Source organism: Sphingomonas sp. HT-1, from assembly GCF_048568905.1.
Classification (GTDB): Bacteria; Pseudomonadota; Alphaproteobacteria; order Sphingomonadales; family Sphingomonadaceae; genus Sphingomonas.
This window is the reverse complement of the sequence record NZ_CP183770.1, coordinates 647,765-673,067: the sequence shown is the minus strand read 5'-3', so window position 1 is coordinate 673,067 and position 25,303 is coordinate 647,765. Positions and strand designations below refer to the sequence as shown.

Annotated in this window: 23 protein-coding genes; 11 read left to right on the top strand and 12 right to left on the bottom strand. The window is 64.0% G+C overall.

Going from position 1 to position 25,303, the window contains the following annotated elements; all coding sequences use genetic code 11:
* Positions 1 to 78: 78 nt before the first annotated feature.
* The 5 genes from ACNFJ7_RS03220 to ACNFJ7_RS03200 all read right to left on the bottom strand — a co-directional run bounded on the left by ACNFJ7_RS03220 (position 79) and on the right by ACNFJ7_RS03200 (position 9,138).
* Complete coding sequence (locus ACNFJ7_RS03220) at positions 79 to 2,478, bottom strand: TonB-dependent receptor (protein WP_162839602.1); 2,400 nt, start codon at positions 2,476 to 2,478, stop codon at positions 79 to 81.
* A 109-nt stretch (positions 2,479 to 2,587) separates the two neighbouring features.
* Positions 2,588 to 4,444 carry an ABC transporter ATP-binding protein gene (locus ACNFJ7_RS03215; protein ID WP_019371052.1) on the bottom strand — a complete coding sequence of 619 codons (1,857 nt, stop codon included), beginning with the start codon at positions 4,442 to 4,444 and terminating at the stop codon, positions 2,588 to 2,590.
* A 217-nt stretch (positions 4,445 to 4,661) separates the two neighbouring features.
* Positions 4,662 to 7,565 (bottom strand): TonB-dependent receptor, encoded by a 2,904-nt coding sequence (locus tag ACNFJ7_RS03210; RefSeq protein ID WP_236704491.1) that lies wholly within the window; start codon positions 7,563 to 7,565, stop codon positions 4,662 to 4,664.
* A gap of 161 nt (positions 7,566 to 7,726) precedes the next feature.
* On the bottom strand, positions 7,727 to 8,242 hold the full coding sequence (locus ACNFJ7_RS03205) for a GAF domain-containing protein (protein WP_019371050.1): 516 nt from the start codon (positions 8,240 to 8,242) through the stop codon (positions 7,727 to 7,729).
* Positions 8,239 to 9,138, bottom strand: a complete 900-nt coding sequence (locus ACNFJ7_RS03200; RefSeq protein ID WP_236704490.1) for a GGDEF domain-containing protein — start codon at positions 9,136 to 9,138, stop codon at positions 8,239 to 8,241. The genes ACNFJ7_RS03205 and ACNFJ7_RS03200 overlap by 4 nt, the downstream gene beginning before the upstream one ends.
* A 299-nt stretch (positions 9,139 to 9,437) precedes the next feature.
* Between ACNFJ7_RS03200 and ACNFJ7_RS03195 the strand changes: the two genes are divergently transcribed.
* The 4 genes from ACNFJ7_RS03195 to ACNFJ7_RS03180 all read left to right on the top strand — a co-directional run bounded on the left by ACNFJ7_RS03195 (position 9,438) and on the right by ACNFJ7_RS03180 (position 12,852).
* Positions 9,438 to 10,901, top strand: coding sequence for a UxaA family hydrolase (locus tag ACNFJ7_RS03195; protein WP_019371048.1), 1,464 nt, complete (start codon positions 9,438 to 9,440; stop codon positions 10,899 to 10,901).
* 127 nt (positions 10,902 to 11,028) lie between these two features.
* Entirely contained in the window at positions 11,029 to 11,259 is a 231-nt protein-coding gene (locus tag ACNFJ7_RS03190) for a hypothetical protein (protein ID WP_019371047.1), read from the top strand.
* A gap of 5 nt (positions 11,260 to 11,264) precedes the next feature.
* The gene (locus ACNFJ7_RS03185; RefSeq protein WP_019371046.1) at positions 11,265 to 11,792 is read left to right on the top strand and encodes a gamma carbonic anhydrase family protein; all 528 of its coding nucleotides are present in this window, start codon (positions 11,265 to 11,267) and stop codon (positions 11,790 to 11,792) included.
* Between the two features lie 109 nt (positions 11,793 to 11,901).
* Positions 11,902 to 12,852, top strand: coding sequence for an NAD(P)H-dependent flavin oxidoreductase (locus ACNFJ7_RS03180; protein ID WP_019371045.1), 951 nt, complete (start codon positions 11,902 to 11,904; stop codon positions 12,850 to 12,852).
* Here ACNFJ7_RS03180 and ACNFJ7_RS03175 read toward each other — a convergent pair.
* Complete coding sequence (locus tag ACNFJ7_RS03175; protein ID WP_026009388.1) at positions 12,849 to 13,307, bottom strand: DUF1465 family protein; 459 nt, start codon at positions 13,305 to 13,307, stop codon at positions 12,849 to 12,851. The two genes, ACNFJ7_RS03180 and ACNFJ7_RS03175, sit on opposite strands and share 4 nt — an antisense overlap.
* Before the next feature lie 72 nt (positions 13,308 to 13,379).
* Positions 13,380 to 13,577, bottom strand: coding sequence for a YdcH family protein (locus ACNFJ7_RS03170; RefSeq protein ID WP_019371043.1), 198 nt, complete (start codon positions 13,575 to 13,577; stop codon positions 13,380 to 13,382).
* Positions 13,578 to 13,736: 159 nt separating this feature from the next.
* On the opposite strand from ACNFJ7_RS03170, the gene ACNFJ7_RS03165 reads away from it, so the two are divergent.
* Positions 13,737 to 13,889 (top strand): YdcH family protein, encoded by a 153-nt coding sequence (locus ACNFJ7_RS03165; RefSeq protein WP_019371042.1) that lies wholly within the window; start codon positions 13,737 to 13,739, stop codon positions 13,887 to 13,889.
* A gap of 188 nt (positions 13,890 to 14,077) precedes the next feature.
* Here the strand turns inward: ACNFJ7_RS03165 and ACNFJ7_RS03160 are convergent, their stop codons facing one another.
* The 3 genes from ACNFJ7_RS03160 to ACNFJ7_RS03150 all read right to left on the bottom strand — a co-directional run bounded on the left by ACNFJ7_RS03160 (position 14,078) and on the right by ACNFJ7_RS03150 (position 15,857).
* The gene (locus ACNFJ7_RS03160; protein ID WP_019371041.1) at positions 14,078 to 14,452 is read right to left on the bottom strand and encodes a PilZ domain-containing protein; all 375 of its coding nucleotides are present in this window, start codon (positions 14,450 to 14,452) and stop codon (positions 14,078 to 14,080) included.
* 116 nt (positions 14,453 to 14,568) lie between these two features.
* Positions 14,569 to 15,036, bottom strand: a complete 468-nt coding sequence (gene dksA / locus ACNFJ7_RS03155) for an RNA polymerase-binding protein DksA (protein WP_026009387.1) — start codon at positions 15,034 to 15,036, stop codon at positions 14,569 to 14,571.
* 311 nt (positions 15,037 to 15,347) lie between these two features.
* Entirely contained in the window at positions 15,348 to 15,857 is a 510-nt protein-coding gene (locus tag ACNFJ7_RS03150) for a host attachment family protein (RefSeq protein WP_019371039.1), read from the bottom strand.
* A gap of 90 nt (positions 15,858 to 15,947) precedes the next feature.
* Between ACNFJ7_RS03150 and serS the strand changes: the two genes are divergently transcribed.
* From serS to ACNFJ7_RS03135, 3 genes are read left to right on the top strand one after another with little or no spacing between them, the layout of a single operon-like run.
* Positions 15,948 to 17,228 carry a serine--tRNA ligase gene (gene serS / locus ACNFJ7_RS03145; protein ID WP_019371038.1) on the top strand — a complete coding sequence of 427 codons (1,281 nt, stop codon included), beginning with the start codon at positions 15,948 to 15,950 and terminating at the stop codon, positions 17,226 to 17,228.
* The gene (gene surE, locus ACNFJ7_RS03140) at positions 17,228 to 17,995 is read left to right on the top strand and encodes a 5'/3'-nucleotidase SurE (protein ID WP_019371037.1); all 768 of its coding nucleotides are present in this window, start codon (positions 17,228 to 17,230) and stop codon (positions 17,993 to 17,995) included. The genes serS and surE overlap by 1 nt, the downstream gene beginning before the upstream one ends.
* 18 nt (positions 17,996 to 18,013) lie before the next feature.
* Positions 18,014 to 18,358 carry a DMT family protein gene (locus tag ACNFJ7_RS03135; protein ID WP_019371036.1) on the top strand — a complete coding sequence of 115 codons (345 nt, stop codon included), beginning with the start codon at positions 18,014 to 18,016 and terminating at the stop codon, positions 18,356 to 18,358.
* A gap of 6 nt (positions 18,359 to 18,364) precedes the next feature.
* Here ACNFJ7_RS03135 and ACNFJ7_RS03130 read toward each other — a convergent pair whose 3' ends face one another.
* Complete coding sequence (locus ACNFJ7_RS03130; RefSeq protein ID WP_019371035.1) at positions 18,365 to 18,880, bottom strand: GNAT family N-acetyltransferase; 516 nt, start codon at positions 18,878 to 18,880, stop codon at positions 18,365 to 18,367.
* A 117-nt stretch (positions 18,881 to 18,997) separates the two neighbouring features.
* Between ACNFJ7_RS03130 and rimO the strand changes: the two genes are divergently transcribed.
* From rimO to ACNFJ7_RS03115, 3 genes are all read left to right on the top strand, one after another.
* Positions 18,998 to 20,329, top strand: a complete 1,332-nt coding sequence (gene rimO, locus ACNFJ7_RS03125) for a 30S ribosomal protein S12 methylthiotransferase RimO (protein WP_019371034.1) — start codon at positions 18,998 to 19,000, stop codon at positions 20,327 to 20,329.
* A 59-nt stretch (positions 20,330 to 20,388) separates the two neighbouring features.
* On the top strand, positions 20,389 to 21,789 hold the full coding sequence (locus ACNFJ7_RS03120) for a serine hydrolase domain-containing protein (protein ID WP_019371033.1): 1,401 nt from the start codon (positions 20,389 to 20,391) through the stop codon (positions 21,787 to 21,789).
* Between the two features lie 352 nt (positions 21,790 to 22,141).
* Positions 22,142 to 22,813: a hypothetical protein gene (locus ACNFJ7_RS03115; RefSeq protein WP_019371032.1), complete on the top strand. Its 672-nt coding sequence runs from the start codon at positions 22,142 to 22,144 to the stop codon at positions 22,811 to 22,813.
* A gap of 21 nt (positions 22,814 to 22,834) precedes the next feature.
* On the opposite strand, the gene ACNFJ7_RS03110 is transcribed toward ACNFJ7_RS03115, so the two are convergent.
* Positions 22,835 to 25,252, bottom strand: coding sequence for a membrane-bound PQQ-dependent dehydrogenase, glucose/quinate/shikimate family (locus ACNFJ7_RS03110; RefSeq protein WP_019371031.1), 2,418 nt, complete (start codon positions 25,250 to 25,252; stop codon positions 22,835 to 22,837).
* Positions 25,253 to 25,303 lie beyond the last annotated feature (51 nt).

Genomic DNA, 25,303 nt, shown 5'->3' with positions numbered 1-25,303 from the left:
ATGCATTCTGAATCAGAAATCGCGTTCCTTGGGAATCCCTCACCGATTCAGTGCGGTCGAAATCCGCTCTAGGCGCGGTCAGAAGCGGCCCGACACCTGTAGATACCAGTTGCGTGGCCGCGCATACATCCGCTCGGCATAACCGAGCGTCGCAAGCGAGGCGTTGCCTTGGATCAGATAGCGTTCGTCGAACAGATTGTTCACGCCGCCGCTCAACTCGTACCGATCGGATAGCTTGAGCGTCAGGGAGGCATTGCCGATGAAATAGCCATCCTCTTCGATAAGCGGGATGCTGCCGGTGATGAAGGTGATCTTCGACGTGTAGCTACCGTCGAACCGCGGTGTCAGTGTCATGCCGTTGGCCATCTTCAGATCAAAGGCGATGCCGATATTTGCCTGCAGATCCGGCGTCAGCGGCAGGTCATCGCTGGGCGTTACCGTTGCGGTCGCCCCCGGCACGGGCGTGATGCTCTTGATCTTGTCGTCGAGCACACTTGCCCCTGCGTCGAGGATGAGGCCCCAGGGCGCGCGCCAGCTGGCTTCCGCCTCGAGGCCGCGGATCCGTGCCTTGCCGGCGTTGAACAGCAGCGGCACCACGCCCTGTCGGAAGATCAGCTGAATATCGTCATACTCGGCCTGGAACGCGGCCAAATTCAGCCGCAGCCGGCCGATGTTCGTCTTGGCGCCGATTTCGTAGCTGGTGACGCTCTCCTCGTCGAACGGCACCGGCACGTTGCCGGCGGGCGCCGCGTTATAGCGTGTGTTGAAGCCACCCGATTTGAAGCTGCGGGCATAGGAGGCATAGGTGCTGATCGCATTGCTCCAGCGATACTGGATGCTCGCCGATCCGGTGAGCGCCGAGAACGTCTGGACGAACGGGCGGCGATAGAGAAACAGCGGCCCGCCTTCCGGGATGGCTAACGTCGGCAGCGGATCGGGATCGGGCAGCGTCGCCGGGAACAGATTGAACGCGGTTCCCAGATAGGTTTTGCGATCGGTGGTGTAGCGCAGCCCTCCGGTAAGTTCGAGCCCGGCCACCGGTTTCACGCTGACTTCACCGAAACCGGCCAGCGAGTCGGTCTTCAATCGTGACACCTGGAGGTCACGCGAGCCCGGGCCGCCCGCCAGGATCGAGCGGATCACCGGCGGCGAAGGCGGGAAGGATACCGGTACGGTCGCACGCTCGTTGGTCACTTCATTGAAGTAATAGCCGCCCAGAATGGCACTGACGCTTTCCCAATCGAGCTGCAACTGCACTTCCTGACTGAACTGGTGGGATTGGGCACCGACGTCGGTAGTGATCAGCAGCAGCGGCGTATTGTCTGCATCGCGAATGCCGCGTGATTCCGTGTTACGATAGGCAGAGATGAGCTTCACCGCCGCCACATCGGTCAGCCGGATATTAGCGGTCGCACCAATACCCCAAACCTCCGACGAACTCATCACCGGGGCGGTGCCGCCATTCACGAATGGGCCCCGTGCCTGCAGATCGTTGGCACAGCGGACGTCGTTCAGCATCGGCACATTGGGCGCGCCAAACCTCGGATCGCCCGCAGTCAGTGGCGCAAAGGGAATGGTCGCGCCCGGGCAGCCCGCACCGACGCTGGCGATTGCGGCGACAGGCGCCTGCTCGTTCACGCCGGCGAAGACGAACGGTGCGCCGTTTTCGTCACGCTTCGAATAATCGGCGCGGAGGAACAGGTCGAAATCGCTTGATGGTTCCCATTTCAGCGCGCCGTTGGCCGACCAGCCATTCTCATTGCCCAGGTCAAGACCGTCGACGCTGCGGATCACATAGCCGTCGCGCTTCCGAAAGCCGCCCGAAACCCGCGCCGCAAGCGTATCTGCAAGCGGGATGTTGAGCGCGGCGAACCCTTCGCGCAGGTTATACTCACCGGCGCGCAAGCGGGCACGACCGCTCCATTCGCCCAGCACCGGCTGCTTTGTCCGGACAAGGATGGCGCCGCCGATGGTGTTCCGGCCGAACAACGTACCTTGGGGCCCACGAAGCACCTCAACCCCATCGATGTCGCCGAAATCGATGGTGCCTCCCACTGCACGGCCCAGATAAACTTCATCGAGATAGATGCCGACGCCGGGGTCTACCGCCGCTGTCGGATCCACTTGGCCGACACCACGGATGAATACGACTGACGAGGCGCTGTTGCCTGAAAGCTGGCCCGCCGGCTTGAACTGCAAGCTGGGCGTGATCCGTTCCAGGTCCTGGGTTTGCTGGATCTGGCGGTCCTGCAGCGTCTCGGCGCTGAGCGCGGTGATCGCCACCGGCGTATCCTGAAGGCTCTCGGCGCGCCGACGCGCCGTGACGACGATTTCCTGGTTCGCCTCATCGGCTGTCTGCGCAGGCGAAGACGCCGATTGAGCGAAAACGGCAGCAGGATTGCCGCCGAGCATTGCCGCCACCATCGCAGCGACGCAATAGGTGCCGCGCAACCGAATGCGCGCTGTAAAGCCAGCCATGCCAACCTCCCCTGTCCAGCCTCTCGTGGGAAGCCGGTACAAAGGGAAAATCGCATTCTATTTAGTTTCCGTCAATAACAGTTATGGCACCGATCTAATTTGATATGGGTCAGCTGGCAGCCTGCCGCTCGAGTACCCGAAGCGGCGGCCTGCTCCCCAGCCCCAGTACGCGGCGTGCCGTGCCCGCCATCAGGCGCGGCATCACCGTCATGCGATCCAGCGGCGCGTCGAGCCCTTCGGCCTGCAAGGCCCATAGGCGCTGGAAAGCACCACCGGCCCGCAGCAACTTCAGCGGCGGACCATCTTCGACCACCCGGCCTTGTTCGACGACGATCACACGGTCGAGGCCCACAACCGTCGATAGTCGGTGAGCGACGGCCAAGACGGTGCGATCCGCCATCAGCGCTTCCAGTGCCTGCTGCACTTCGATCTCGGATCCGGTATCGAGCGCAGACGTCGCTTCGTCGAGCAGCACGATCGGTGCCTTGCTGAGGAAGGCACGGGCGATGCCGATTCGCTGCCGCTGCCCCCCTGACAGATTGGTGCCGCGCTCGCCCACCACCGTGTCATAGCCCTGGGGCAATGCGGCGATGAAATGCGCGCAATGTGCCGCCGCCGCTGCCTCGCGCACTTCCGCATCGGAAGCATCGGGGCGCGCGAACCGGATATTCTCCAGGATCGAGCGATGGAACAGCAGCACCTCCTGCGGCACCACGGCAACTGCCTGGTGCAAGCTTTCCTGGGTCACGCGCTCGATCGACTGCCCGTCGATCAAGATGCGGCCTTGCTGCGGATCGTGGAGACGCTGGACAAGCTGCAGGATCGTCGACTTGCCCGCGCCCGAGGGGCCGACAATGCCGATCTTCTGGCCGGCGGGAATTTCGAGGGTCACGCCGCGGACCACCGGGCGTGCGGGATCGTGACCAAACACGACCTCGTCGATGCGCAACCGGCCCTGGGTGACGCGGAGCGGCACCGCACCGGGCGCATCGGTGAGCTTGTGGGGGGTGCCGACGATCTCCAGCGTCTCGCGCAAATAGCTGAACTGCTGGCTGGTATCGATCAGCGCCATCGCCAGATCGCGCGAACCGTTGAGCATCCGGAAGGTCATGGTGCTCACGACCACCACGTCGCCGGCGGTGATGCCACCCGCAACCCAGCGCTCGATCGCCCACACCAGCGAACCTGCTACCAGCACCACCAGCGCGACATCGTGCAGCGCGCGGATACGCTCCACAAACATCCAACCGCGCCGCTGCGCCCTGCCTTCGGCTTCGAAGAAGCCGCGGAGCCGCTCGGCTTCCCGACGACGGGCCCCGAAGGCCTTGATCGCGGCGATGTTGCCAACAAGATCGACAAGCTCACCACCACTCTCGCTGGCACGACGCGCAAAGGCGGTATGATGGCGATCGCCTTTCAAGCCGAGCAGCACCAGGCCAATGCTGGCGCCGACGAAGACGAGCGCGATCACCGCGGCCATCCGCCAATCTATCGCAGCGAAGATCAGAAGCGCGCCGCCGAAGGCGATCAGCGGCGGCGTGATCTCCATCAGAATGCGGTGGGTAAGCGCCGAAAACGAGCCGGTCAGCGCGCCCACGCGATGCCCGAGCGACCCGCCGCGCTGGTTCTGGAAGAAGCTGATGTGGTGCCCAGTAAGATAGTGAAACATGTCGAGCCGGATGCGGACGCCGCTGGCTACGGTAATGTTGCACAACAGCATCGACGCACCGCGTACGAGGCCGTTCTCCAGTGCGACCAATCCGACGAATGCCGCCAGAGCGACATACACCGCGCCCCGCGAAGGCGCATGTACGGTCATGGCATCGATCAGCAGTTTCATGGCGTACTGCACACCCACAGCGCTCGCCGAGCCGCCGACGACAAGCGCCGCCAACAGCGCGAACGCCCAGGGGCGCTGCGTGACATAATGAAACAGGAACCTTGCCGGGCTTACAAGAAACGGCATTCTGCTCCCCTCACCTTCTGTTGGGCGCTGCGTTGCAACAAACATGGCCGCGAAAAGAGCCATCGCGCCATGAACCCGAAATGAATTTTGGTAAGGATAGCCGCCGGAGAGAGTGCGCTGGGCGACGAATGGTGGCAAAATCTGGGCAGCGGGGACGGGACGCAAAAAAGGGGAGCGCGAAGCTCCCCTTTTCTTACGCCCGACGATGTCCGTTCGGTTAGAAGCGATAGCCGACCCGGAACTGGATCCGGCGCGGCAGCGTGAGCAGGCCGGACGCCGTGGTGCCATTGGCAGGGCGAAGCGGATCGATGACCTGCCCCGTTGCCGGATTGATCTGGTTGTTGAAGCCTTCGTCGAACCCGGTGAAGTTCTTGTTGTTGAAGGCGTTGAGCACATCGACCGCCAGTTCGACCTCGTGGCTGCGGGCGATCTTCACGCGATTGGCGAGCGTCAGGTTGACCTCGCAGAAGGCAAAAACCCCCTTGATGCAATTCTTCTCGGGATAGGCCGCGGTGAACCGATTGAACCCGGCGGATTGGCCGTTAGTGCTATCGACCACCTGATATGCCGCGCCGCTGCCGAACGTGCTGAGCGTCGAAAACTGGAAGCCCAACGGCAAGTCGACCATGCCCGAGAAGACGACGCGGTGCCGCTCGTCGCCACGCGAAGGCCGCCACCCATAGGCATCCGGCGTGATCGCATCTAGGCTGAACAGGTCCCCACCGTTCTGCTCGGCCTTGCCCAGCGTGTAGGCGATGTTCATGCCCCAGCCAGACGTACGCGTGTAGTTCTTGTCGAGCGTGAAGAAGAGCGCCTTGTACCGGGTATCAAGCCCGTCATAGCCAATAATCACGTTCGAGTAGCCGTTGGCGATCGCCGAAGCGGTGTCGCAGCACGGACCCAGACCTGCGTTCCGACGGGTGGCAAACAGGTTCGTATAGCCATTGCGGCCACGCTGATAGGAACCCGACAGCGATGCTTCGAACACGCCGATGCGCTGGCGCACGCCGAAGCTGAACTGATCGTTCACCGGCGGCTTCGCGTCGTTCTTCACAGCGAACAGTTCCGGCAGGGCGACCTGCGGGTTTGCGTTGCGCAGGGCCAGCAGGCCGTCACGCGTCAGATAAGACGGGTTCCATACCGTCGTGGGCTGCCCGTTGCGCGGCGTGCCGTCCGCCGAGAAGCGGAAGACCCCCACGGGATTGATCGTGCGCGACAGTTCGTCGACGGTGTTGTTGAAGTTGTTGCGATCATAATAGCGGCCCGCGCCACCGAAGATCACCGTCGATCGGGTGCCCGTGATATCCCAGGAGAAGCCGAAACGCGGCGCGATTGCGCCCGCGAACGGAGACCGGCCCGAGCCGTCGGTGATGTAGTTTTCGGGATCGAAATAGCTGGTGCGCGGCAACGAACGCAGCGCTGCGGCCGCAGCAGGGGGCGTAACATAATCGTTGTTGAAGCCGTTGGTTTCGTAATCCCAGCGCACACCCAGATTCAGCTGCAGTCGATCGGTGACATCCCAGTCGTCCTGTGCATACAGACCGATTTGCGTGTTCGACGCGATAATGTTCCCATTGCCCAGGCCGAGACGTGCTTCCGCCGGGAAGGAGAAGTTCAAATTGTTGTTCGGCTCGCGCAGGAAGGTGTAACGCGGCTGGATATAGGCGTTGTTGGCGAACTGGATGTCGGTGACCTCGACGCGCGCGCCCACCTTGATCACATGGCCATCAAAGCCGCTGTAGGTGAAGTCATCGCGGATCGTGTAACCCTGCTGCAATTCGCGCCGCGTAGAATCCTTACCACCAAACAGGATCACACCACTGTAGTCGAAGCTCGGCAGGTTCGGATTGAGCGATGTCGGATTGAACTCGTAATTCAAATAGTTCGCATTGAACTCGTTGATGAACTTGTCGCCATTATAGGTCCACTTGAACAGATAGGTGTCGACCTTGTTGCGCTTGTTCTCAGCATATTCATAGGCGGTGTTGCCACCGAAGCCCTGAATGTCGGTTTCTTCGCGACGGCTGAACGACAGATCAAATACCTGGCGATCGTCCGGCGTGAGGGTGAGCTTGCCGAAATAGAAATCGCCGCGGAATGGGCTGACGAACGCGCCCTGGAAATCGGTGATCCGCCGACCGGAGAAGCGCTCGAATTCCTGGATCTGCTCCGCCGTGCCGTTGCTACGCACGTTGAAGGCGCGATCCTGGTCGTTGCCTTCATAGGCGCCGAAGAAGAACAACCGATCCTTGATGATCGGGCCGCCCAGCGACACGCCATATTGCTTGCGCTCGAACGACGGCTTCCGGTTGCCGTCGCGCGCGTCGATGAAGCTCTTCTGCGTCAGGCCGCGATCAGTGTACTGCCCAAACGCTTCGCCATGGAACTCGTTGGTACCGGACTTGGTGACCGAGGTGATGATCGCCGATCCAGCCTGCTCATATTCGGCCTTGTAGTTCTGGGTGAGAACACGGAATTCCTGCACCGCCAGCTGGCCGAACGGGTTGCCGCGGCTGTTCTGCTGGCCGGCGACGCCGCCTTCCCGCAGCTTGTTCTTCAGGCTCACGCCGTCGATGAAGACGTTCACCTGGCTCGCGGTGGAGGCGCCGGAACGGAAACCCTTATCGGTTTCCGAGTCGACATAGCGTACGCCCGGCGCCAGCGCGGCGAAGGACAGGAAGTTACGATCGGTCTGCGGCAGACGCTCGATCTGCTCGCGGCTGACGTTGGTGGCGACTTCGCTGGTACGAGTTTCGTTCAGACGTCCGCCGGTCACCACGATTTCCGCCCCACCCTCTGGTGCCGCAGCCGCGATGTCCGCGGCGAAACCGAGATCGAGGCTGGCCGACTGCCCGATGCCGAGTTGCACGATCTGGCGAGTGGTTTCCGTGCCGACCGTCGCGCTCACTTCATATTGACCAGGGCGCAGGCCGGTAAGGACGTAGTTGCCATTCGCATCGGCAATCGCGCGATAGGTCTGGTTCGTGCCAGTGCTGCGCGCCGCCACCTGCGCGCCTGCCGCCGGCGTGCCATCCGGCCCGGCAACCGCACCGCGGATGTTACCGGTGGTTACCTGCGCATGCGCACCCGCAACCGGAACGATCGCACCGCCTGCGAGCATGGTGGCCGCAACCAAACGACCTCGAAACGAGTTGAGCTTGAGCACCCTGGTCATCCCCTCTACATTTGTAACCGGTTACATTTCAGGGCCGAAAGAATCGGCTTGATAAGCAGGCCACTTGTCAAGTGGCACGGTCGGTGTCAACCAATTTCGTTACAGGCCTAATCCAGCCTTCGCGAGGCCGCACCAATATGCGCCGCGACAGCTTGGGCAAGTCGGGTCAGCGTGCTGCGTTTCGCCGACGAAAGCGGCCCGCCTGGCCGTGTGTCGATCCCGCACAAGGCACCGACGCGATCCAGGCCGTTCATTACGCTGGCGCCTGCATAATAGCGGATGCCCATCGGGCCGGAGACCATGGGGTTGGCGCTGAAGCGACTGTCGGCACGCAGGTCGGGTACGCACAGCACGCCGTCCGGTTCGGCCATGGTATGCGGGCAGAAGGCCATCGCGCGACTGACTGTCATGGGCTGCACCCCGATCGCGATCGGCATGTGTTGCACCTCATGATCGATGATCGTCAGCATAGCCATCGGCGTCCCCAGCACCGCGCGAACCTCTTCGAGGATGAATTGCAGCTCGGCGTCGTCGGCAGGGATCGACGGAAGGGCGTCGACAGCGCGCTGCCGCGCCACTTCATCATAGGGCCTGAATGCCGCCGAAAAGAAATGAAGCGTCATGCGGCTCTCCTCGAGCGTGGCTGTTCCGCTTCCGGGGCGTCGGAAAAGGCAATGCGAATTGCATCCTTGCCGCTGCGCTTCACCTCCAGCATTGCCTGATCGGCAAGCGAGATCAGCCGGTCGGTTTCCATCGTGTCCGCCGCAGCGACGACCACCGCACCCATGCTGCAGGTAACATCGAATCCGGTCGCGCGGAGCGCTTCGGTGAGCCGAGCGTGCAGGCTTTCGGCCACCTGTTCGGGCGCCACCCCCCGCTCGACGACTAGAAAGGCGCAGAACTCGTCGCCACCCACTCGTGCGAACAAGTCCCCGGCGCGTATCCGCGCACGCGCCTCGTCGGCAAATCGGCGCAGGACCAGATCACCGGCCGAATGGCCGTGCCTGTCGTTCACCGCCTTGAACCCGTCGAGGTCCATATAGACGAGCAGGAGCTGCGCCCGACGGCGGCGCGCCATCCTGGCGACCCGTTCAACCCGGCTGCGAAATGCGCCACGATTTAGGGACTGCGTCAGATGGTCGGTGGAAGCGATCCAGCGCTCGCGATCGATGGAATGGCGCAGCGTGGCGACCATCAGAACGATCATGATCGCCGTCAGCGTGCGAGTGCCCATGTTCCACAAGGTGACGGCAGCGGAATATTCTTCGCGCCCTGCAAACGCGTTCGCACCGAAGCCGTTGATCAGCGAATTGGCCGTGATGCAGAGAAGAACCACAGCGATGCCGCCCGCCTCGCGCAACGTCCACGCTGCAAGGCACTCAACGAAAACATATCCCATGCTGGGCGAAAGTCGCGGTCCGGTAATAATGTCCAGCGCCGCTACAATGGCAAAACAAAGGGCAACCGCGTGCACCGCCTGCCGGCGTTCCAGCTGCATGGTCCAGCGGAAGCTGCGCATCAGCACTGCAATCACCGCAGATCGTTTTGGCGGTGCGTTCACTACGACCCTCTTCCCATCTCAGCCGCCTGTTTGCAGCCCCAGGGTTAACGTAACTGGAACCGATACTCCCGCGCTCGCCCCTTCAGGGAATATACTTAGCCGACTTCAGCGCGGGCTGAATACCTGACTTACCAATTAATACGGAGGGTTCGTGCGACTTCCAAGCTGAGGGCCCTACGTCAGGGAAGTACCGCCCGCTGCAAAAAGCAGCACATCCGGCGGTGGACCGCGCATGGGAGCCGCAGTACGACGACGTTATGACCATCGCCCTGTTCCAGATCGATCCGCGCGACGCCGTCGCCAACACTCTTCGCGACGTGCAGGCAGGCGAAGTCGCGCTGGGCGTTACCGTGACATCCGATGTTCCCAAAGGGCACAAGATCGCTGTTCGCCCGATCGCCGCCGGCGCGCCTGTCCACAAGTTTGGCTTCCCCATCGGTCGCGCGACCCAGCCGATCGCGCCGGGCGAGCATGTCCATGTCCACAATGTCGCGACCGCGCTGGAAACGAGCGGCAGCTACACCTATCGGCCCGCGTTCGAAGCGCCCGCTCCTCGGGCAGGGCGAGGCGAATTTCTCGGCTATCGGCGCGCGGACGGCCGGGTCGGCACCCGCAACGAGATCTGGGTCCTCCCCACCGTGGGTTGTGTCGGGCGCACGGCGGAGAAGATCGCAGCGCTGGCGCAACAGCGGTTCGCCGGACGGGTGGATGGCATCCACGCCTTCGCGCATCCGTTCGGCTGCTCGCAGCTGGGCGACGACCTTGAAGGCACGCGCGCCATCCTCGCGGCATTGGCCAACCATCCGAATGCCGGCGGTGTGCTGCTCGTCGGGCTCGGCTGCGAATCCAACCAGATGGCCCGACTACTACCGGACATCACCCAGCCCAACCTGCGCACCATCGGGGCCCAGGCCGCGGGGGACGAGGTGGAAGAAGGTCTGGCGCTCGTCGAGGCGCTGATCGCGCAGGCGGAACAGGCGCTGCGGACCCCTACCCCGTTAGCCGATCTGGTGCTCGGGGTAAAATGTGGTGGCTCGGACGGCTTCTCGGGCCTTACCGCGAACCCGCTCGTTGGGCGGATGAGCGATGCGGTCACAGCAGCCGGCGGCGCTGCGATCCTGACCGAGATCCCGGAGATCTTCGGCGCCGAACAATTGCTCATGGCGCGCGCCGAAACTGCCCAGATCTTCGATTCGATCGTCGGACTGGTGAACGGCTTCAAAGCGTATTTCACTCGTCACGGCGAACCCGTGTCCGAAAACCCGTCGCCCGGCAACATCGCGGGCGGGATCACAACGCTTGAGGAAAAATCGCTCGGCGCGGTCCAGAAAGCGGGCCACGCGACCGTCACCGATGTGCTGCACTATGGAGAGCGTATCCGGCGGCGTGGACTGACGCTGCTGGAAGCGCCGGGCAACGATGCGGTTTCTTCCACCGCGCTGGCAGCGGCCGGAGCGACGGTCATCCTGTTTACCACCGGACGCGGTACGCCGCTCGGCTTCCCGGTGCCGACGATCAAGATTGCGTCGAATAGCGATCTTGCCGCACGCAAGCCGGGCTGGATCGACTTCGACGCCGGGCAGGTGCTGGCCGCGGGCATGGACGCGGCGGCGGACGCGCTACTGGCAAAGATCGGCGAAATCGCGTCGGGCGCGACTACCGCCTCCGAGCGCAATGGCGAACGCGAAATCGCGATCTGGAAGAGGGGCGTCACGCTTTGAACCTCCGAAAGTTCCCGGGCGGTGCGGCGAAAGCGCGCTGCACCGCGGCAGTCCGCAATTTCCCTGGATTGATGGTGCGACCTGAACGGTTTAGCCCTGATTGCGAGCAAGATCGGGGTGGTCGCAGGTGGCTGAATTCTTTGTCTTCGTCTATGCCATGGCATCGGGTTTCGTGCTGCTGACGATGCAGCGCAATCGCCGGGAACAGCGGCAGGATTCCCCTATGGTGACCATGGTCGGCTGGGGTCTTTTCTCGCTCTCCTCGACGCTGGCGCTGCTGATGGGCGCCGTTGCCCTCGCACTCGCCATGGGCCTGCAGATGCCGCTGCCTGGCGATTTCAGCGCACCGGTTTTCTGACGAACGTGCCGCGTTACAGCCTGGACGGAGTCGCGCCGCACGTCGCAACCGACGCCTGGATTGCGCCCAGCGCCGAACTGATCGCCGATGTGCAGCTTGGCCCGTTGTCCAGCATATGGTTCGGCGCTGTCGTGCGTGCGGACAATACCCCCATCATGATCGGCGCGCGCAGCAACATCCAGGAGGGCGCCATGCTTCATTCGGATCCTGGTGCACCGCTGACGATCGGCGAGGATGTGACGGTCGGACATCACGCCGTGCTGCATGGCTGCACGATCGGCGACCGCGTGCTGATCGGCATGGGCGCCATTGTGCTCAACCGGGCTGTGATCGGGCCGGATTGCCTGATCGGCGCAGGAGCGTTGGTGACGGAGGGAAAGGAGTTCCCTGCCGGTTTCCTGATCGTCGGCAGCCCCGCCCGCGCTGTGCGTCCTTTGAACGACGCGCAAAAGGCCATGCTGCGATCCAGCGCGGCACTTTATGTCGAAAAGGCGAAAAGCTACGCGATGAGCCTCACCCGACTCGAAGACTGACGCGATTCGCTGGCCAGGTAGCTTGATGCTCGCTTGCACTTGAAGGCTTTCCGTAGCGTCCGTGACCACCACCTAGACAGACTTCGTCATTGCGGTATCACTTCTGCGCATGGCACTTCCCGCGCTGTTTGATCGTCTGCGGCTTCCGGTTATCGGATCGCCGCTCTTCATCATCTCAGTCCCTGATCTGGTGATCGCGCAATGTACCGCCGGTATCGTGGGCTCCTTCCCGGCGCTCAACGCGCGGCCGCAGAGCCAACTCGACGAATGGCTGCACCAGATAACCGAAGCGCTCGCCTCCTGGGATCGCGACCATCCCGATCGTCCCTCTGCGCCATTCGCCGTGAACCAGATCGTCCACCGTTCCAACCCACGGCTCGAGGACGACTTGACGACGTGCGCGAAATGGAAGGTGCCGATTGTCATCACGTCGCTCGGCGCGCGCCCCGAATTGAACGATGCGGTCCATGCTTGGGGTGGCATCACTCTGCACGACGTGATTGACGATAAATTTGCCCACAAGGCGGTCGAAAAGGGAGCGGACGGACTGATCCTGGTGGCCGCGGGAGCGGGCGGCCATGCTGGTCGACTGAGCCCCTTCGCGCTGGTACAGGAAGTCCGCGCATGGTTCGATGGGCCGATTGCCCTTTCCGGCGCCATCGCAACCGGGGGAGCCATCCTCGCCGCACAAGCGATGGGCTCGGACCTGGCGTATATCGGATCGCCCTTCATCGCGACGAAAGAAGCCAATGCGGTCGACGCGTACAAGCAGGCGATCGTAGACGGCCGCGCCGACGATATCGTCTATTCCAACCTCTTCACCGGCGTACACGGCAATTATCTGCGCGCGTCCATCGTGGCTGCCGGCCTCGACCCGGACAATCTTCCCGAAAGCGATCCCAGCGCGATGAACTTCGCGGGCGCGAAGGCATGGAAGGAAATCTGGGGATCCGGCCAAGGCATTGGCGCCGTCCATGCCGTGGAGCCGGCAGCGGTGCGGATCGAGCGCCTGGCGGAGGAATATGCAGCCGCCCGCGCGCGGCTGCTCGCCAGCAGCTAGAAAGCGCCGGCGAGCCGGTCCAGCATCCGCCGGGCGGGGCTCGCCAGATCCGCCGGCACATCAACCGCGCTGTCGAGCCGCGCAACGCGACGATAGAGATCCTGGCTAGCCTGGATCAGCGCAATCGCCTGCTCAGGCAGGCCCTGCATCACGGCCGGGTTGGTTTCCGGACCAACGCCCAGTCGACGACCCGGAGCGCAGGCATCGTGCGTGCTCAATTCGCCGGCGTCGACGGCACGCTGGGTCAGCAGCCATGCGATTATATGCATCAGCCGCGTGGTTATCTTCAGCGACTCGCACGAAAAGGCGACGCGATCGAGTGCGCAGAGTGTCTCGCGCTCTTCACGGCCCAGGTGATCGAAATAGCCGCGCGTCTCATCGGCCAGCACCATCGCTTCGACATAGAGCGAGTCGATCAGCTTGCGGCGAATGGTGGATGGCCCCTCAGCAATCATGAAGGATCCGTGCCACAGCTGGCGATGGTCCGAAAAGCCCAAATCCGCGGTGCGCGCGTCCCGCTGCGGGCCTCATGCGATGATGTCGGGAATCAGTTGATCCTCAAGCAGCGAAATCTCGTCGCGCAGCTTCAACTTACGCTTCTTCAGCCGGGCGATCCGCAGCTGATCGCCGGTGGCGTCTTCGATCAATGTGGCGATGTTCGCATCCAGATCGCGATGCTCGGTGCGCAAATCCTCCAGACGTCGCCGGATCTCGCTATCGTCCATCCCTGCCCCCCGAAACGCTTAGCGAACGAAACACTCGCCCGTCGCAACCCATCGCGGGTTTTCGCCGATCTGTCGATGAGGGATGATTCTGCACGCGACAACCGGAGCGAATCATGGTCTAGTTGTCACCCCCTAGACGTACCAAGGAGGAACGCTTCCATGCACAATGCGCATATTTCGGCACTTAACGCCAAACATTCGCACCTGGACAAGCGAATCGCCGCGGAGTCGCAACGCCCCCTCCCCGATCAAATGCTTCTAGCGCAATTGAAGAAAGCCAAACTGCGCGTCAAGGAAGAGATGCAGCGCTAATAGCGCTATCCACAATTTATTTACCAGAGGATCGGTCGCGCGAGCGCGTTGCTCGCGCGGCAGGTCCTTCAAACAGCCCAAGCGCGAAAGAAGCTGCGAGCAGTTGCCTGACTAGCACAGCGCATCGAACGTGCGATGCACAGGCTTGCGCGAGACCCACCAACGATGTCGGGGAACCTGTTGGGCGTTCAACGACGCGTGAGGATGGGCTTCACATATTCCGGCGTCTGGGCGCCACCGCCCACCGGCTTGCGGGCGAGCTTGGGATCGATTTCAATGTCAAACGCCACGCCGACACGGCCTTCCGCAGCCCAGGCGATCTTGCCCGAAACCCAGCCCACGCCACGCACTTCGATCTCAACGGGTGCGCGCAGGCCGATCGGGCCCGGATACTCCGCCATCAGCCCGCCGGCCGAGAGGTTTCGGACGCGCACCTGCCCAACATGTTCGCCGTCAACGCGGAACTGCGCCGTCAGCAACAGGCTGTCGCGGGCACCGCTCCGTTTGCCGGCAAAATCATCGGCCGAAAGCGTGCTTGCGGGGATATACGACTGCTGGTCCATTCGAGACTCTCAAACGCAGATTCTCACGCGACGATGCGTAGACCAGCAATCCTTAACAAAAGAATTACCCCAATTCAGCCCTCGTACTTCTACGTGGCGCCGGACGGGTAGCGGCATCACTCTTCCCGACTGATCTTTTCGTTGCGCTCGTTGCGTTCTTGTGCCTCGACGGTCATGGTTGCGGTTGGCCGCGCTTCCAATCGTGCGAGCGGGATCGGCTCGCCGGTCACTTCGCAATAGCCATATTCGCCTTCGTCTATACGACGCAGCGCCGCATCGATCTTGGCTATCAGCTTGCGCTGGCGATCGCGCGTGCGCAGTTCGATGGACCAGTCCGTCTCGCTCGAAGCGCGATCCGTCAGGTCCGCCTCGCGCAGCGAATCCGATTGAAGCTGGTTCAGCGTTCCGGCCGCCTCGCGATAGATGGCATCCTTCCACGCGTTCAGCTTGGCGCGGAAATATTCCTGCTGCCGGGGATTCATGAACTCTTCGTCGTCGCTTGGACGATAGCTCGATCCGCTGTCATTCGCAGCAGGAGGAACGCCCTCACCCGGTTCGTCCGCACGACCCAAAACAGTTGCCATTCCCACTCTCCACACCAGTCACCCGGTGGCCAGCCGCCGGAAGACCGCATTGCCCGCAGGCCCTATACTTTCGCAATCAGCGCTTCACAAGCGGATGCTTACAAACCACCGACGGCAATTCCCTGTACTATGGGGGAAATTAGCATGGCCTGAACTGAAGCCACAGCGTATCGCGCAGCACATGCGAAATATACGAAGAAGAGGGTGAACGAAGGCGTAGTAGCGCCCCGAAAAAATACATGTTCACTGGGAAACGCGGGAGCCCGCGTCTGCCTGGCACTGGCTCCCGCGAAGGCAATCAACCGTGGGGATCACGCCCCCTGAAGGGCCGCCTCGATCTCGGGCACGGGGTGGTCGGTCAAGTCCTTGGCGAGTTCCCCGGCAAGCCGATCGCTGACCGAGCCATGATAATGTTTGCGCAGCTCGCCCAGAGTCTTCGGCGGCGCCACGATGATGAGCGCTTCGAAGTCGTTGCGCAGCGCCGCCTCCTTCAGCATCTCTGCTACTTCGGCAGCGAATCGATCTTCCTCCAGCTGGTGGAAGTCGGTTTCCCCCATCGTCCCGCGCGAAGGCGCGAACTGGGCTCCACCGCCCCGAGCGTGCATCGATCCGCCCTGCGCGGCAGGCGGCGCACCCTGTCCCGACTGGGTCGAACTTGCGCTCCCCGAGGAATCGGTTTTCTGGTCGGAGGTTTTCGGGTTTGCATGCACTTCCTTCTTCACCACCTGCAGGTTCGGATAGGTGGCATCGCCCTGGTTGCGAAGCATCAGCATCTTGCGCCCATCGGCAACAACAACCATCGCATCGTGCGGCACTTCCATGGGGCTCTCCTTTTGTGTCTGATGCAAGAGTAACGGACGGGCCCGCGCGGGGTTGCGCGGCTGCGGGGCCGCCGCCATAGGCTAATCGTCATGCACGACATCCGCTTCATCCGCGAACATCCCGAAACCTTCGACCAGGGCCTCGAACGGCGCGGGTTGGCACCGCTTGCGGCCGAGCTTATGGCGCTCGACGAGCGACGCCGCGCGCTGATCACCGAGCTGCAGAACGGGCAGGCGCGTCGTAATGAAGCGTCGAAGGCGATAGGTGCGGCCAAGGCGAAGAAGGACGAAGCGGCCGCCGCTGCGCTGATGACGGAAGTGGCGCAACTGAAGGAGCGGCTGCCCGCTCTAGAGGCGGAGGAAAAGACCCTAGGCGAGGCGCTCGAAGGGCAGCTTGCCGCCCTCCCCAACCTGCCCTACCCCGATGTCGCTCTGGGCGCTGACGAGAACGACAATGTGCTGGTGCACGAGCGCGGCACCCCGCCCCGCTTCCCCTTCTCGGTGAAGGAGCACGACGCGATCGGCTCCACGATCGGCCTGGATTTTGAGACCGGCGCCGCCATTTCGGGCGCCCGCTTTACTTTCGTGCGCGGCCACGCGGCGCGCCTCCACCGTGCGCTCGGACAGTTCATGCTCGATACGCTGACGGGCGAGCATGGCTATGAGGAATGCGTGCCGCCGCTGCTGGTGCGTGACGAAGCCGTATTCGGCACCGGCCAGCTTCCGAAATTCGCGGAGGATCTGTTCCGCACCACCGACGGCCGCTGGCTGATCCCGACGGCCGAGGTGAGCCTGACCAACGCGGTGCGCGAGAAAATCCTGGACGAGGAGGAACTGCCGCTGCGCCTCACCGCGCTGACCGCATGCTTCCGTTCCGAAGCAGGTGCGGCTGGCCGCGACACACGCGGTTTCATCCGGCAGCACCAGTTCGAGAAGGTCGAAATGGTGTCAATCACCACGCCTGACCAGTCCGAAGCCGAGCATGAACGGATGACGGCCTGTGCCGAGGATGTGCTGACCAAGCTGGGCCTCGCCTTCCGCCGCATGAAGCTTTGCAGCGGCGACATGGGCTTCACCGCGGCTCGCACCTACGATCTCGAAGTTTGGCTGCCGGGTCAGGACCGGTATCGCGAGATTTCGTCCTGCTCCACCTGCGGGGATTTCCAGGCACGGCGCATGAACGCCCGCTATCGCCCGGAAGGTGAGAAAGGCACGCGCTTCGTCCACACGCTCAACGGCTCCGGCCTGGCAGTGGGGCGCACGCTGGTCGCCGTACTGGAAAACTATCAGCAAGAGGATGGCGCGGTCGCCGTGCCGGCCGTGCTACAGCCCTATCTTGGGGGCCTCACAATGCTCGAACCGCGCGGCTGATGCGGATCCTCCTCACCAACGACGATGGCTATCACGCCCGCGGCCTCGGCGTTCTGGAGCGGATTGCCCGCACAATCTCCGATGACATCACCGTCGTCGCGCCGGCTGAGGAGCAGTCGGGCAAAGGCCGCTCGCTCACGCTTACCGAGCCGTTCCGCGTCCGCCGCCATGGCGACAATCGTTATGCGGTGAAGGGGACGCCCACTGATTGCGTGATGTTCGCGCTCGCGGAGGTGATGAAGGATGCCAAGCCGGACCTGATCCTTTCCGGCGTGAACCGTGGCGGAAACCTTGCGGAGGACGTCAGCTATTCCGGCACCGTTTCGGCGGCGATGGAGGGGGCGCTCGCGGGCATCCGCTCAGTCGCGCTCAGCCAGCGGTACGCCCGCAGCGGGATGGGCGATGAGGTGCCGTTCGGCACAGCGGAGAGCTGGGGCGAACGTGCGCTGCGGCCGCTGCTCGACATGGACTGGGCTGCGCGCACGCTGGTCAACATCAACTTCCCCCCCATCGACGCAGATGCAGTGCAAGGCATCAAAGTGGTGGCGCAGGGGCTGCGGGATTATGGGCGGGTCGGTCTCGACAAGCGCGTCGATCCGCGTGGCTTCCCCTATTACTGGCTGGCGATGGGCCGCCTGCAGCACCAGCCGATGCCGGACACCGATTTGGACGCAATCGAGGCGGGGTTCGTCACCGTCACGCCGCTCCATTTGGACCTGACGCACCGCGAATCCATGGATCGGCTCCGCGGCGCCTATGCCGGCTGAGGAGCGATAGCCGTGCCGATGATGGATCGCCTGTTGCCGATCGGGCTGCTGCTCGTCTCCAACCTGTTCATGACCTTCGCCTGGTATGGCCACCTGAAGTACAAGTCGGCGCCGCTACTGCTCGCCATCGTCGTCAGCTGGGGCATCGCCTTCGTCGAATATTGCTTCGCGGTGCCGGCCAACCGCCTGGGCAGCGCCGTCTATTCGGCCGCCCAGCTAAAGGGCATGCAGGAAGTGATCACGCTCACCGTCTTTGCCGGCTTCTCGGTACTGTACTTGGGACAGAAGATCACGACCAATCACCTAATCGGCTTCGCGCTGATCGCGGCGGGCGCGTTCTTCCTGTTTCGCGCACCCGCCTGATCGAGATCAGAAGCGCACTTCCAGCAGCACGACGCTGGGATCGCCTTCCACCGCATGGGCAACAAAGCCCATTTCGCGCTCGAGCTCGATGGCGAGGTGGTTCTCGCGGCTCTCGATCGACTGAAGTCGCTTAACACCGCGCGCCTTGGCCTCACCGGTCAGATAATGAAGGAGGCTCCAACCGATCCCCTGGCCCTTACGATCCGCGCGGATGGAGATCGCCACCTCGGCCGTTTCCATTGTCGCATCGCAGGCCAGCATCGCCGAGGCGACGAGTTCGCCCTCGGCCGTAAAGGCGAGATAGCTTTCGGTCTGATGGTGATCGACGTTGATCAGCGCCGCTGCCTGGTGCGGCTGCAGATGCGGGCTGGCCGTGAAGAAGCGGAAGCGCCGGTCCTCGTTCGAGACGTGATCGAAAAAACGAGTGAGTCCCGCCTCGTCGTCAGGGCGCACGGTGCGGACGTCAATGACAAGTCCGGAGCGGGTCGGCAGTTGGACAGGCTCTGCGGTGGTCGCGGTCATGACGATATCTCCCGAATGGTTGCTGGGCCGCCCCTACCGATCGAGGTGCGGGCGAGCCATCCGTAAACGCCCGATGGCTGGCAATTTCCGCGAAAAGCCCTATGTGCGCCAACGATCATGGCAACGCGACTCCCCGAAGCCCCCAAGGTGGGCATGGTGTCGCTCGGCTGTCCCAAGAATCTGGTCGACTCCGAGCGTATCCTCACGAAGCTCCGTTCGGACGGCTATGCGCTGTCGCCGGACTATGCCGGCGCGGACGTCGTGCTGGTGAATACCTGCGGCTTTCTCGACAGCGCCAAGGAAGAGTCGCTTGAGGCGATCGGCGAGGCGATCGCTGAGAACGGCCGGGTGATCGTCACCGGCTGCATGGGCAAGGAAGCCGAGGTCATCCGCGCCCGCTTCCCCAACGTGCTCGCGGTCACTGGCGCGCATCAATATGAGGAAGTCGTCGGCGCGGTGCACGACGCGGCGCCGATGCCGCCCTCGCCCTTCGTCAACCTGGTGCCGGACAGCGGGCTCAAGCTCACGCCGCGCCATTACAGCTATCTGAAGATCTCGGAAGGCTGCAACCATCGCTGCAGCTTCTGCATCATCCCGTCGCTGCGCGGCGACCTGGTCAGCCGCCGGCCCGATGCGATCCTGCGCGAGGCGGAGAAGCTGGTCGCCGCCGGCACCAAGGAACTGCTGGTCATCAGCCAGGACACCTCGGCCTATGGCATCGACATCCGCAAGGAGCCGCGCGCCTGGAAGGGCCGCGAAGTCGTGCCGCACATGACCGATCTCGCCCGCGAACTCGGCCAGATCGCGCCCTGGGTGCGGCTGCACTATGTGTATCCCTACCCGCATGTCGACCAGGTGATCCCGCTGATGGCGGAGGGGCTGGTGCTCCCCTATCTCGACATCCCGTTCCAGCATGCGGCGCCGAACGTGCTGCGCGCGATGAAGCGCCCGGCCAACGAAGCCAAGGTGCTCGAGCGGCTACGCGGCTGGCGCGAAATCGCCCCGGACATTGCGATCCGCTCGACCTTCGTTGTCGGCTTCCCTGGCGAGACCGAGTCCGATTTCCAGTATCTGCTCGACTGGCTCGACGAGGCCCAGCTCGACCGCGTCGGCGCGTTCCGCTTCGAGCCGGTCGAAGGTGCCTCGGCCAATGACCTGCCTGGCGCGGTGCCGGAAGAGGTAAAGGAAGAGCGCTACGCCCGGATCATGGAGAAGACCGCCGCGATCAGCGCCGCCAAGCTCCAGGCGAAGGTCGGCCGGAAGCTCGCGGTGATCATCGATGCGGTCGACGAAGAAGGTGGCGCCACCGGCCGCAGCCAGGCCGATGCGCCGGAGATCGACGGCGAGGTGTTCCTTCGCGACGCCGGACATCTGGAACAGGGCGACATCGTGCCCGTCCTGATCGAGGACGCCGACGAGCATGATCTGTATGGGGTGCCGATGGGCTGAGGCCCGTTGGCACAACGGGCGTGCAGCGCTAAGCCTCCGGCATGATTTCCGGAGGCCCGATGTTCCGTTCCGCTTTTGCCGCCACCCTGCTGATTGCCACCCCTGCCGCCGCACAGCAGCTTACCGCGGAGCAGACCGCCAAGGTGGACGCCATCGTCGCCGATGCGCTGAAGAGCAGCGGGGTGCCCTCTGCATCGGTAGCGATCGTGCGCGACGGCAAGATCGTGTTCACCAAGGCCTATGGCGACCAGGGACCCGGCATCGCAAAGGGCCCGGATGTCGCCGCCAAATACCAGATCGCATCCGTTTCCAAGCAGTTCACCGCCGCGGCGATCCTGCTGCTGGAGGAGGAAGGCAAGCTGAGCCTGGACGACAAGGTCGCCAAATGGGTGCCCGACGTCACCGATGCGGACAAGATCACCATCCGCCAGCTGCTCAGCCACACGGCCGGCCTGCAGGATTACTGGCCGCAGGACTATAGCTTCAAGGCGATGGAGACGGCGGTGACGCCGCAGCAGATCGTCGACCGCTGGGCGAAGAAGCCGCTCGACTTCGCCCCCGGCACGGCCTGGCAATATTCAAACACCGGCTATGTCGTCGCCGGGATGATCATCGAGAAGGCCTCGGGCAAGAAGCTGCTCGACTATCTGCGGGCGAAGATCTTCAAGCCGCTGGGCATGGACGCGATCGACCAGGACCGGGCGACCGGAAAGGGATTCCCCCAGGGAACGCATCGCTATGCGCTCGGCCCCGTCCGCCCCGCCAAGCCCGCGGCGGACGGCTGGCTCTGGGCCGCCGGCCAGCTGGCGATGAGCGCAACCGACCTAGCCAAATGGGACATCGCCCGGATCGAGCGCAGGCTGCTCCCCGCAGAGGACTGGAATGCGCAGGAAACCGAAGTGAAGCTCGCCGACGGCTCGTCCACGCGCTACGGCCTTGGTGTGTCGCTGGGGGAGCATGGCGGCAAGAAGGAGGTCTCGCATGGTGGCGAGGCGGTCGGGTTCCTGTCCAGCAACGTCGTGATCCCCGAGGCGCGGTTCGCCGTCGTCTCGCTGGTCAATGCGGATTTCGGCGGCGCGCACGACGCGATCGCCGAAGGCATTACCGATCTGCTGCTGCCGGTTGCCAAGCAGGCCGCCGCGCCCAGCCTGGACCAGCAGCGCGACGCGCTCGCCCGCACGCTGTTCGACCAGCTCCGCGCCGGCACGCCCAACCGCAGCCTGATGACCGAGGACGCCAACTACTTCTTCGACGACACCGTGCTGGGCGATTATCGCGCCAGCCTGTCCGCGCTGGGCGAGCCGCTGGCGTTCGAGGCGATCGGCAAGGCCCGCCTGCGCGGCGGCTTCGTCAACCGCAACTACCGCATCCGCTACAAGGACCGGCAGCTGATCGCCGTGACCTATGCCGAGCCGGGCGCCGAGGGCAAGTTCGAGCAGTTCCTGGTGATGCCACGCTGACGCGGCGGCGTTGAACGTTTTTCGCAGCGGAACGATCAAAGTTTATGAAGTTTAGGCTCCCGCGCGAATCTGCGCGACTGGGCCACTGAACGATTTCGGCAGCGGAACGGCCGAAGTTTATGAAGTTTAGGCTCGCGCACGACTCTACGTGGAGCGGCCGTTGAACGTTTTCGGCGACGGCACGACCAAAGTTTATGAAGTTTAGGCTCCCGCGCGCGTGAGCAGACCTGCATCCCGACAATTTCAAAGAGCGGCGGTCGACCTCGACCAAGGAGAACAAATAGGGATCAAAGGAAACGCAGACAAGGCGGGCGGCTTGACGGCGGACGTGCCAGATGGTGGAGATTGGGGGGTGAGCGATACGCCCCCCAGCCCGCCCCAGGACGATGCCGTCGCCCGCGCCAAGGCGCGTGCCGAAGCCGCAGCAGTACGCCGCCGCTGGATCACGCTCGGCGAAGTGCTGGGCGTGGCCGCCGTGCTGATTTCCGGGCTGACGCTGTGGAACAGCTGGTCCGATCGGCGCGAGAGCAAGGCCGAGCAGGCGACGGCGGCACAGCGGGCCTCGGCCCGGGCGGCGACGCTGGTGCTGGTGGCGGCGGACGGCGGCGAGCGCACGCTGACGCTGAAGCCGGCGACCGGGGAGCAATCGGTGCAGAGCCAGACGATCCTGTTCCCGACCGGCCTGGGCATCCCGCCCGCCGAGACCACCGGCGAACCCCGCATCGAAGTGGGCTGGTTCGAACATGCGCTGAAGAAGGCGCGGGAGAAGGCGCAACTGCCGGACGATAGCCGCGGCGACGATCGCTTGCCGGTTGCGATCGTCACCCGATTTCTCGCCGATGGCGAGCCGCACCAGGACGTGGCCCTCTATGACGTCGGCTACACCATCGCCGGCGGGTTCCTGAGCGGACACAGCATCAATCTGCGCGGCATCTCGCTGGTAACGAAGGTACGACGCGACGCGGCGCAGGCGCGGGTGGACGCGCGCTGGAAGAAGCTGCTGCCGCCTGCCCCGGCGCGCTGAGCCGGGGCGCGGCCACCCCGATCAGCCGGGCAGCGCATAGGCGACCACTTCGTCACCGATCGGCGTTTCCATGAAGTGATGCCCACCGGCATAGATCACCAGATATTGCCTGCCATTCACCTCATAGGTGATCGGCGTCGCCTGGCCGCCTGCGGGCAGCACGTCCTTCCACAGCGTCTTGCCAGTGCGCAGATCAATCGCGCGGATCAGATTGTCGGTCGTGGCGGCAACGAAGATCAGGCCGCCCGCCGTGACCACCGATCCACCGTTGTTCGGCGTGCCGATGGTGATCGGCAGCATCGAGGGAATGCCAAACGGACCGTTGGTGCGCGCTTCGCCCAGCGGGCGATCCCAAATCGTCTTGCCCGTCGCCATGTCGATCGCGCGGATGCCGCCATAGGGGGGCTTTTTGCAGAGCATGCCGGTGAAGGGCACCCGCCAGCCGGCATTCACATTGATCGCATAGGGCGTGTTCGCCTGCGGATCGCCTGCCCCTTCCGCCCCGCCTACCGCGCCCCGTGCCTGGTCGCGCGGTGCCCAGCCCCGCTTGTTCGCCTCGGCGCGCGGGACAAGCCGGACATAGTTGGGCATGTCGTTGTAATTGGCGACGATCACCCCGCGCTGCGGATCCACCGCCACGCCGCCCCAATCGGTGCCGCCATTATAGCCGGGATATTCGATCGAATGGCGATCGGCCTCGGGCGGCGTGAAGAAGCCCTTGTAGCTCGCGCTCCGAAACTGGATGCGACAGACCATCTGGTCGATGGGCGACATGCCCCACATGTCGCGTTCGGTCAGGTCACGCTTGCGCAGCGTATGCCACAGCGACACCGGCTGAGTCGCCGCGCGCTGCTCCGGCTCGACGCCGCCCGAAGGGGCGCGGATCTCGCCGACCGGCGTCAGCGGGCGACCGGTGCGACGATCGAGGATGTAGATGTCGCCCTGCTTGGACGGCAGCACCATCGCCGGTACGCCCTTGTAGTCGACGAGCGTCGCCTGCGCACCGAAATCATAGTCCCACACATCCTTGCGCACCGCCTGGAACCGCCAGCGCGGCTTGCCGGTGGTCACGTCCAGCGCGACCAAAGACGTGGCGAAGCGGTTCTCCTCGGGCCGGCGCAGGCTGGAATAATAGTCCGCCGCGGCATTACCCATCGGCAGATAGACCAGGCCGAGCTGCTCGTCGCCGCTCGCCATCGTCCACATGTTGGGCGTGCCGCGCGCCCATTCCTGCCCGGCGGGCGGATAGCCGTTCCATTCGGGGTGCATCATGTCCCACGCCCAGCGGAGCTTGCCGGTGCGCGCATCGAACCCCTGGATCACGCCGGAAGGCGCCCAGCGATCCTGCCCGTCCAGCACCTGGTGGCCGACGACGAGGACGCCGCGCACCAGCGTGGGCGGCGAATTGATCGAGACATAGCCCCAGGGCACGCGGCCCATGCCCTGCTTGATATCGGCCTGACCCGCCGTGCCGAAATCGGCGCAGGGCTTGCCGGTACGCGCGTCGACCGCGATCAGCCGCGCGTCGAGCGTGCCTTCGATGATGCGCGTCGCGCAAGCCTGGTTCGCCGCCATCCCGGGTACGGCGTAATACACCACGCCGCGACAGGCCGCCGTGTAGGGAATGGCGCGATCGGGCACGTTCGGATCATAACGCCAGCGCTGCTCGCCATTGGCGGCATCGAGCGCGATCAGGATGTTCTTCGGCGTGCACAGATACAGGCTGTCGCCGATCTTGAGCGGCGTGTTTTCCGCACCATAGGTTTTGGCGATCGTCGGCGAACTCGGCATGTCACCGGTATGGATCATCCAGGCACGCTCGAGCTTGCCGACATTCGCCGCATTGATCTGCGCAAGGGGCGAGAAGCGGCGCGCGCTGCCGGTGCCGCCATAGCTCGGCCAGTCCGCACCGGCCTGCTGCCCGGACGGATCCGCCATCCCCTGCGTTCCGGGCGCGGGGAGCGCAGTCTCGATCGTCGCGGGACCGCCGCTCGCGGCGGCGGCGAGATCGATCGCGGTCAGCACCACGGCACCGGCCGCGCTTCCCAGAGCGAGGCGCCAGCGATTGCGCCGGACGGTGAGCGTCGCCATCGCCACCAGCACGGGCACCAGCAGCACCACGGGCGCGATGATGCGGGGCACCTGCGCCCAGGCATCGGCGCCGACTTCCCACCAGGTCCACAGGAAGGTGATCGCCACGGTGGCCACGTACAGCCATCCGCCCAGCAGCCGCCCGCGCACCAGCAGCACCCCGGCCACCAGCATCGCAATGCCGGCGAGCAGATAGTAGAGCGACCCGCCGAGCACCGCCAACCACGCACCGCCGATCGCCAGGACCAGACCGATCAACGCAAGGACGGTGCCGACGAGATATCCAGCCCAACTGGGGTGTGACCCCGGCCGGAAGAAGGTGGCGAAGGCGGTGTGTGGATCGGACATGGCCGACTCTCCCGAACGGGGCGGCGCGGCCGGTCGGCTCCCGCGCAAAAA

Bases quoted from the DNA above. Each gene is read 5' to 3' on its own strand.
- ACNFJ7_RS03220 (WP_162839602.1), bottom strand. From the start codon at position 2,478: ATGGCTGGCTTTACAGCGCGCATTCGGTTGCGCGGCACCTATTGCGTC.
- ACNFJ7_RS03215 (WP_019371052.1), bottom strand. From the start codon at position 4,444: ATGCCGTTTCTTGTAAGCCCGGCAAGGTTCCTGTTTCATTATGTCACG.
- ACNFJ7_RS03210 (WP_236704491.1), bottom strand. From the start codon at position 7,565: ATGCTCGCAGGCGGTGCGATCGTTCCGGTTGCGGGTGCGCATGCGCAG.
- ACNFJ7_RS03205 (WP_019371050.1), bottom strand. From the start codon at position 8,242: ATGACGCTTCATTTCTTTTCGGCGGCATTCAGGCCCTATGATGAAGTG.
- ACNFJ7_RS03200 (WP_236704490.1), bottom strand. From the start codon at position 9,138: ATGCGCAGCTTCCGCTGGACCATGCAGCTGGAACGCCGGCAGGCGGTG.
- ACNFJ7_RS03195 (WP_019371048.1), top strand. From the start codon at position 9,438: ATGACCATCGCCCTGTTCCAGATCGATCCGCGCGACGCCGTCGCCAAC.
- ACNFJ7_RS03180 (WP_019371045.1), top strand. From the start codon at position 11,902: ATGGCACTTCCCGCGCTGTTTGATCGTCTGCGGCTTCCGGTTATCGGA.
- ACNFJ7_RS03175 (WP_026009388.1), bottom strand. From the start codon at position 13,307: ATGATTGCTGAGGGGCCATCCACCATTCGCCGCAAGCTGATCGACTCG.
- ACNFJ7_RS03170 (WP_019371043.1), bottom strand. From the start codon at position 13,577: ATGGACGATAGCGAGATCCGGCGACGTCTGGAGGATTTGCGCACCGAG.
- ACNFJ7_RS03165 (WP_019371042.1), top strand. From the start codon at position 13,737: ATGCACAATGCGCATATTTCGGCACTTAACGCCAAACATTCGCACCTG.
- ACNFJ7_RS03160 (WP_019371041.1), bottom strand. From the start codon at position 14,452: ATGGACCAGCAGTCGTATATCCCCGCAAGCACGCTTTCGGCCGATGAT.
- dksA (WP_026009387.1), bottom strand. From the start codon at position 15,036: ATGGCAACTGTTTTGGGTCGTGCGGACGAACCGGGTGAGGGCGTTCCT.
- ACNFJ7_RS03150 (WP_019371039.1), bottom strand. From the start codon at position 15,857: ATGGAAGTGCCGCACGATGCGATGGTTGTTGTTGCCGATGGGCGCAAG.
- serS (WP_019371038.1), top strand. From the start codon at position 15,948: ATGCACGACATCCGCTTCATCCGCGAACATCCCGAAACCTTCGACCAG.
- surE (WP_019371037.1), top strand. From the start codon at position 17,228: ATGCGGATCCTCCTCACCAACGACGATGGCTATCACGCCCGCGGCCTC.
- ACNFJ7_RS03135 (WP_019371036.1), top strand. From the start codon at position 18,014: ATGATGGATCGCCTGTTGCCGATCGGGCTGCTGCTCGTCTCCAACCTG.
- ACNFJ7_RS03130 (WP_019371035.1), bottom strand. From the start codon at position 18,880: ATGACCGCGACCACCGCAGAGCCTGTCCAACTGCCGACCCGCTCCGGA.
- rimO (WP_019371034.1), top strand. From the start codon at position 18,998: ATGGCAACGCGACTCCCCGAAGCCCCCAAGGTGGGCATGGTGTCGCTC.
- ACNFJ7_RS03120 (WP_019371033.1), top strand. From the start codon at position 20,389: ATGTTCCGTTCCGCTTTTGCCGCCACCCTGCTGATTGCCACCCCTGCC.
- ACNFJ7_RS03110 (WP_019371031.1), bottom strand. From the start codon at position 25,252: ATGTCCGATCCACACACCGCCTTCGCCACCTTCTTCCGGCCGGGGTCA.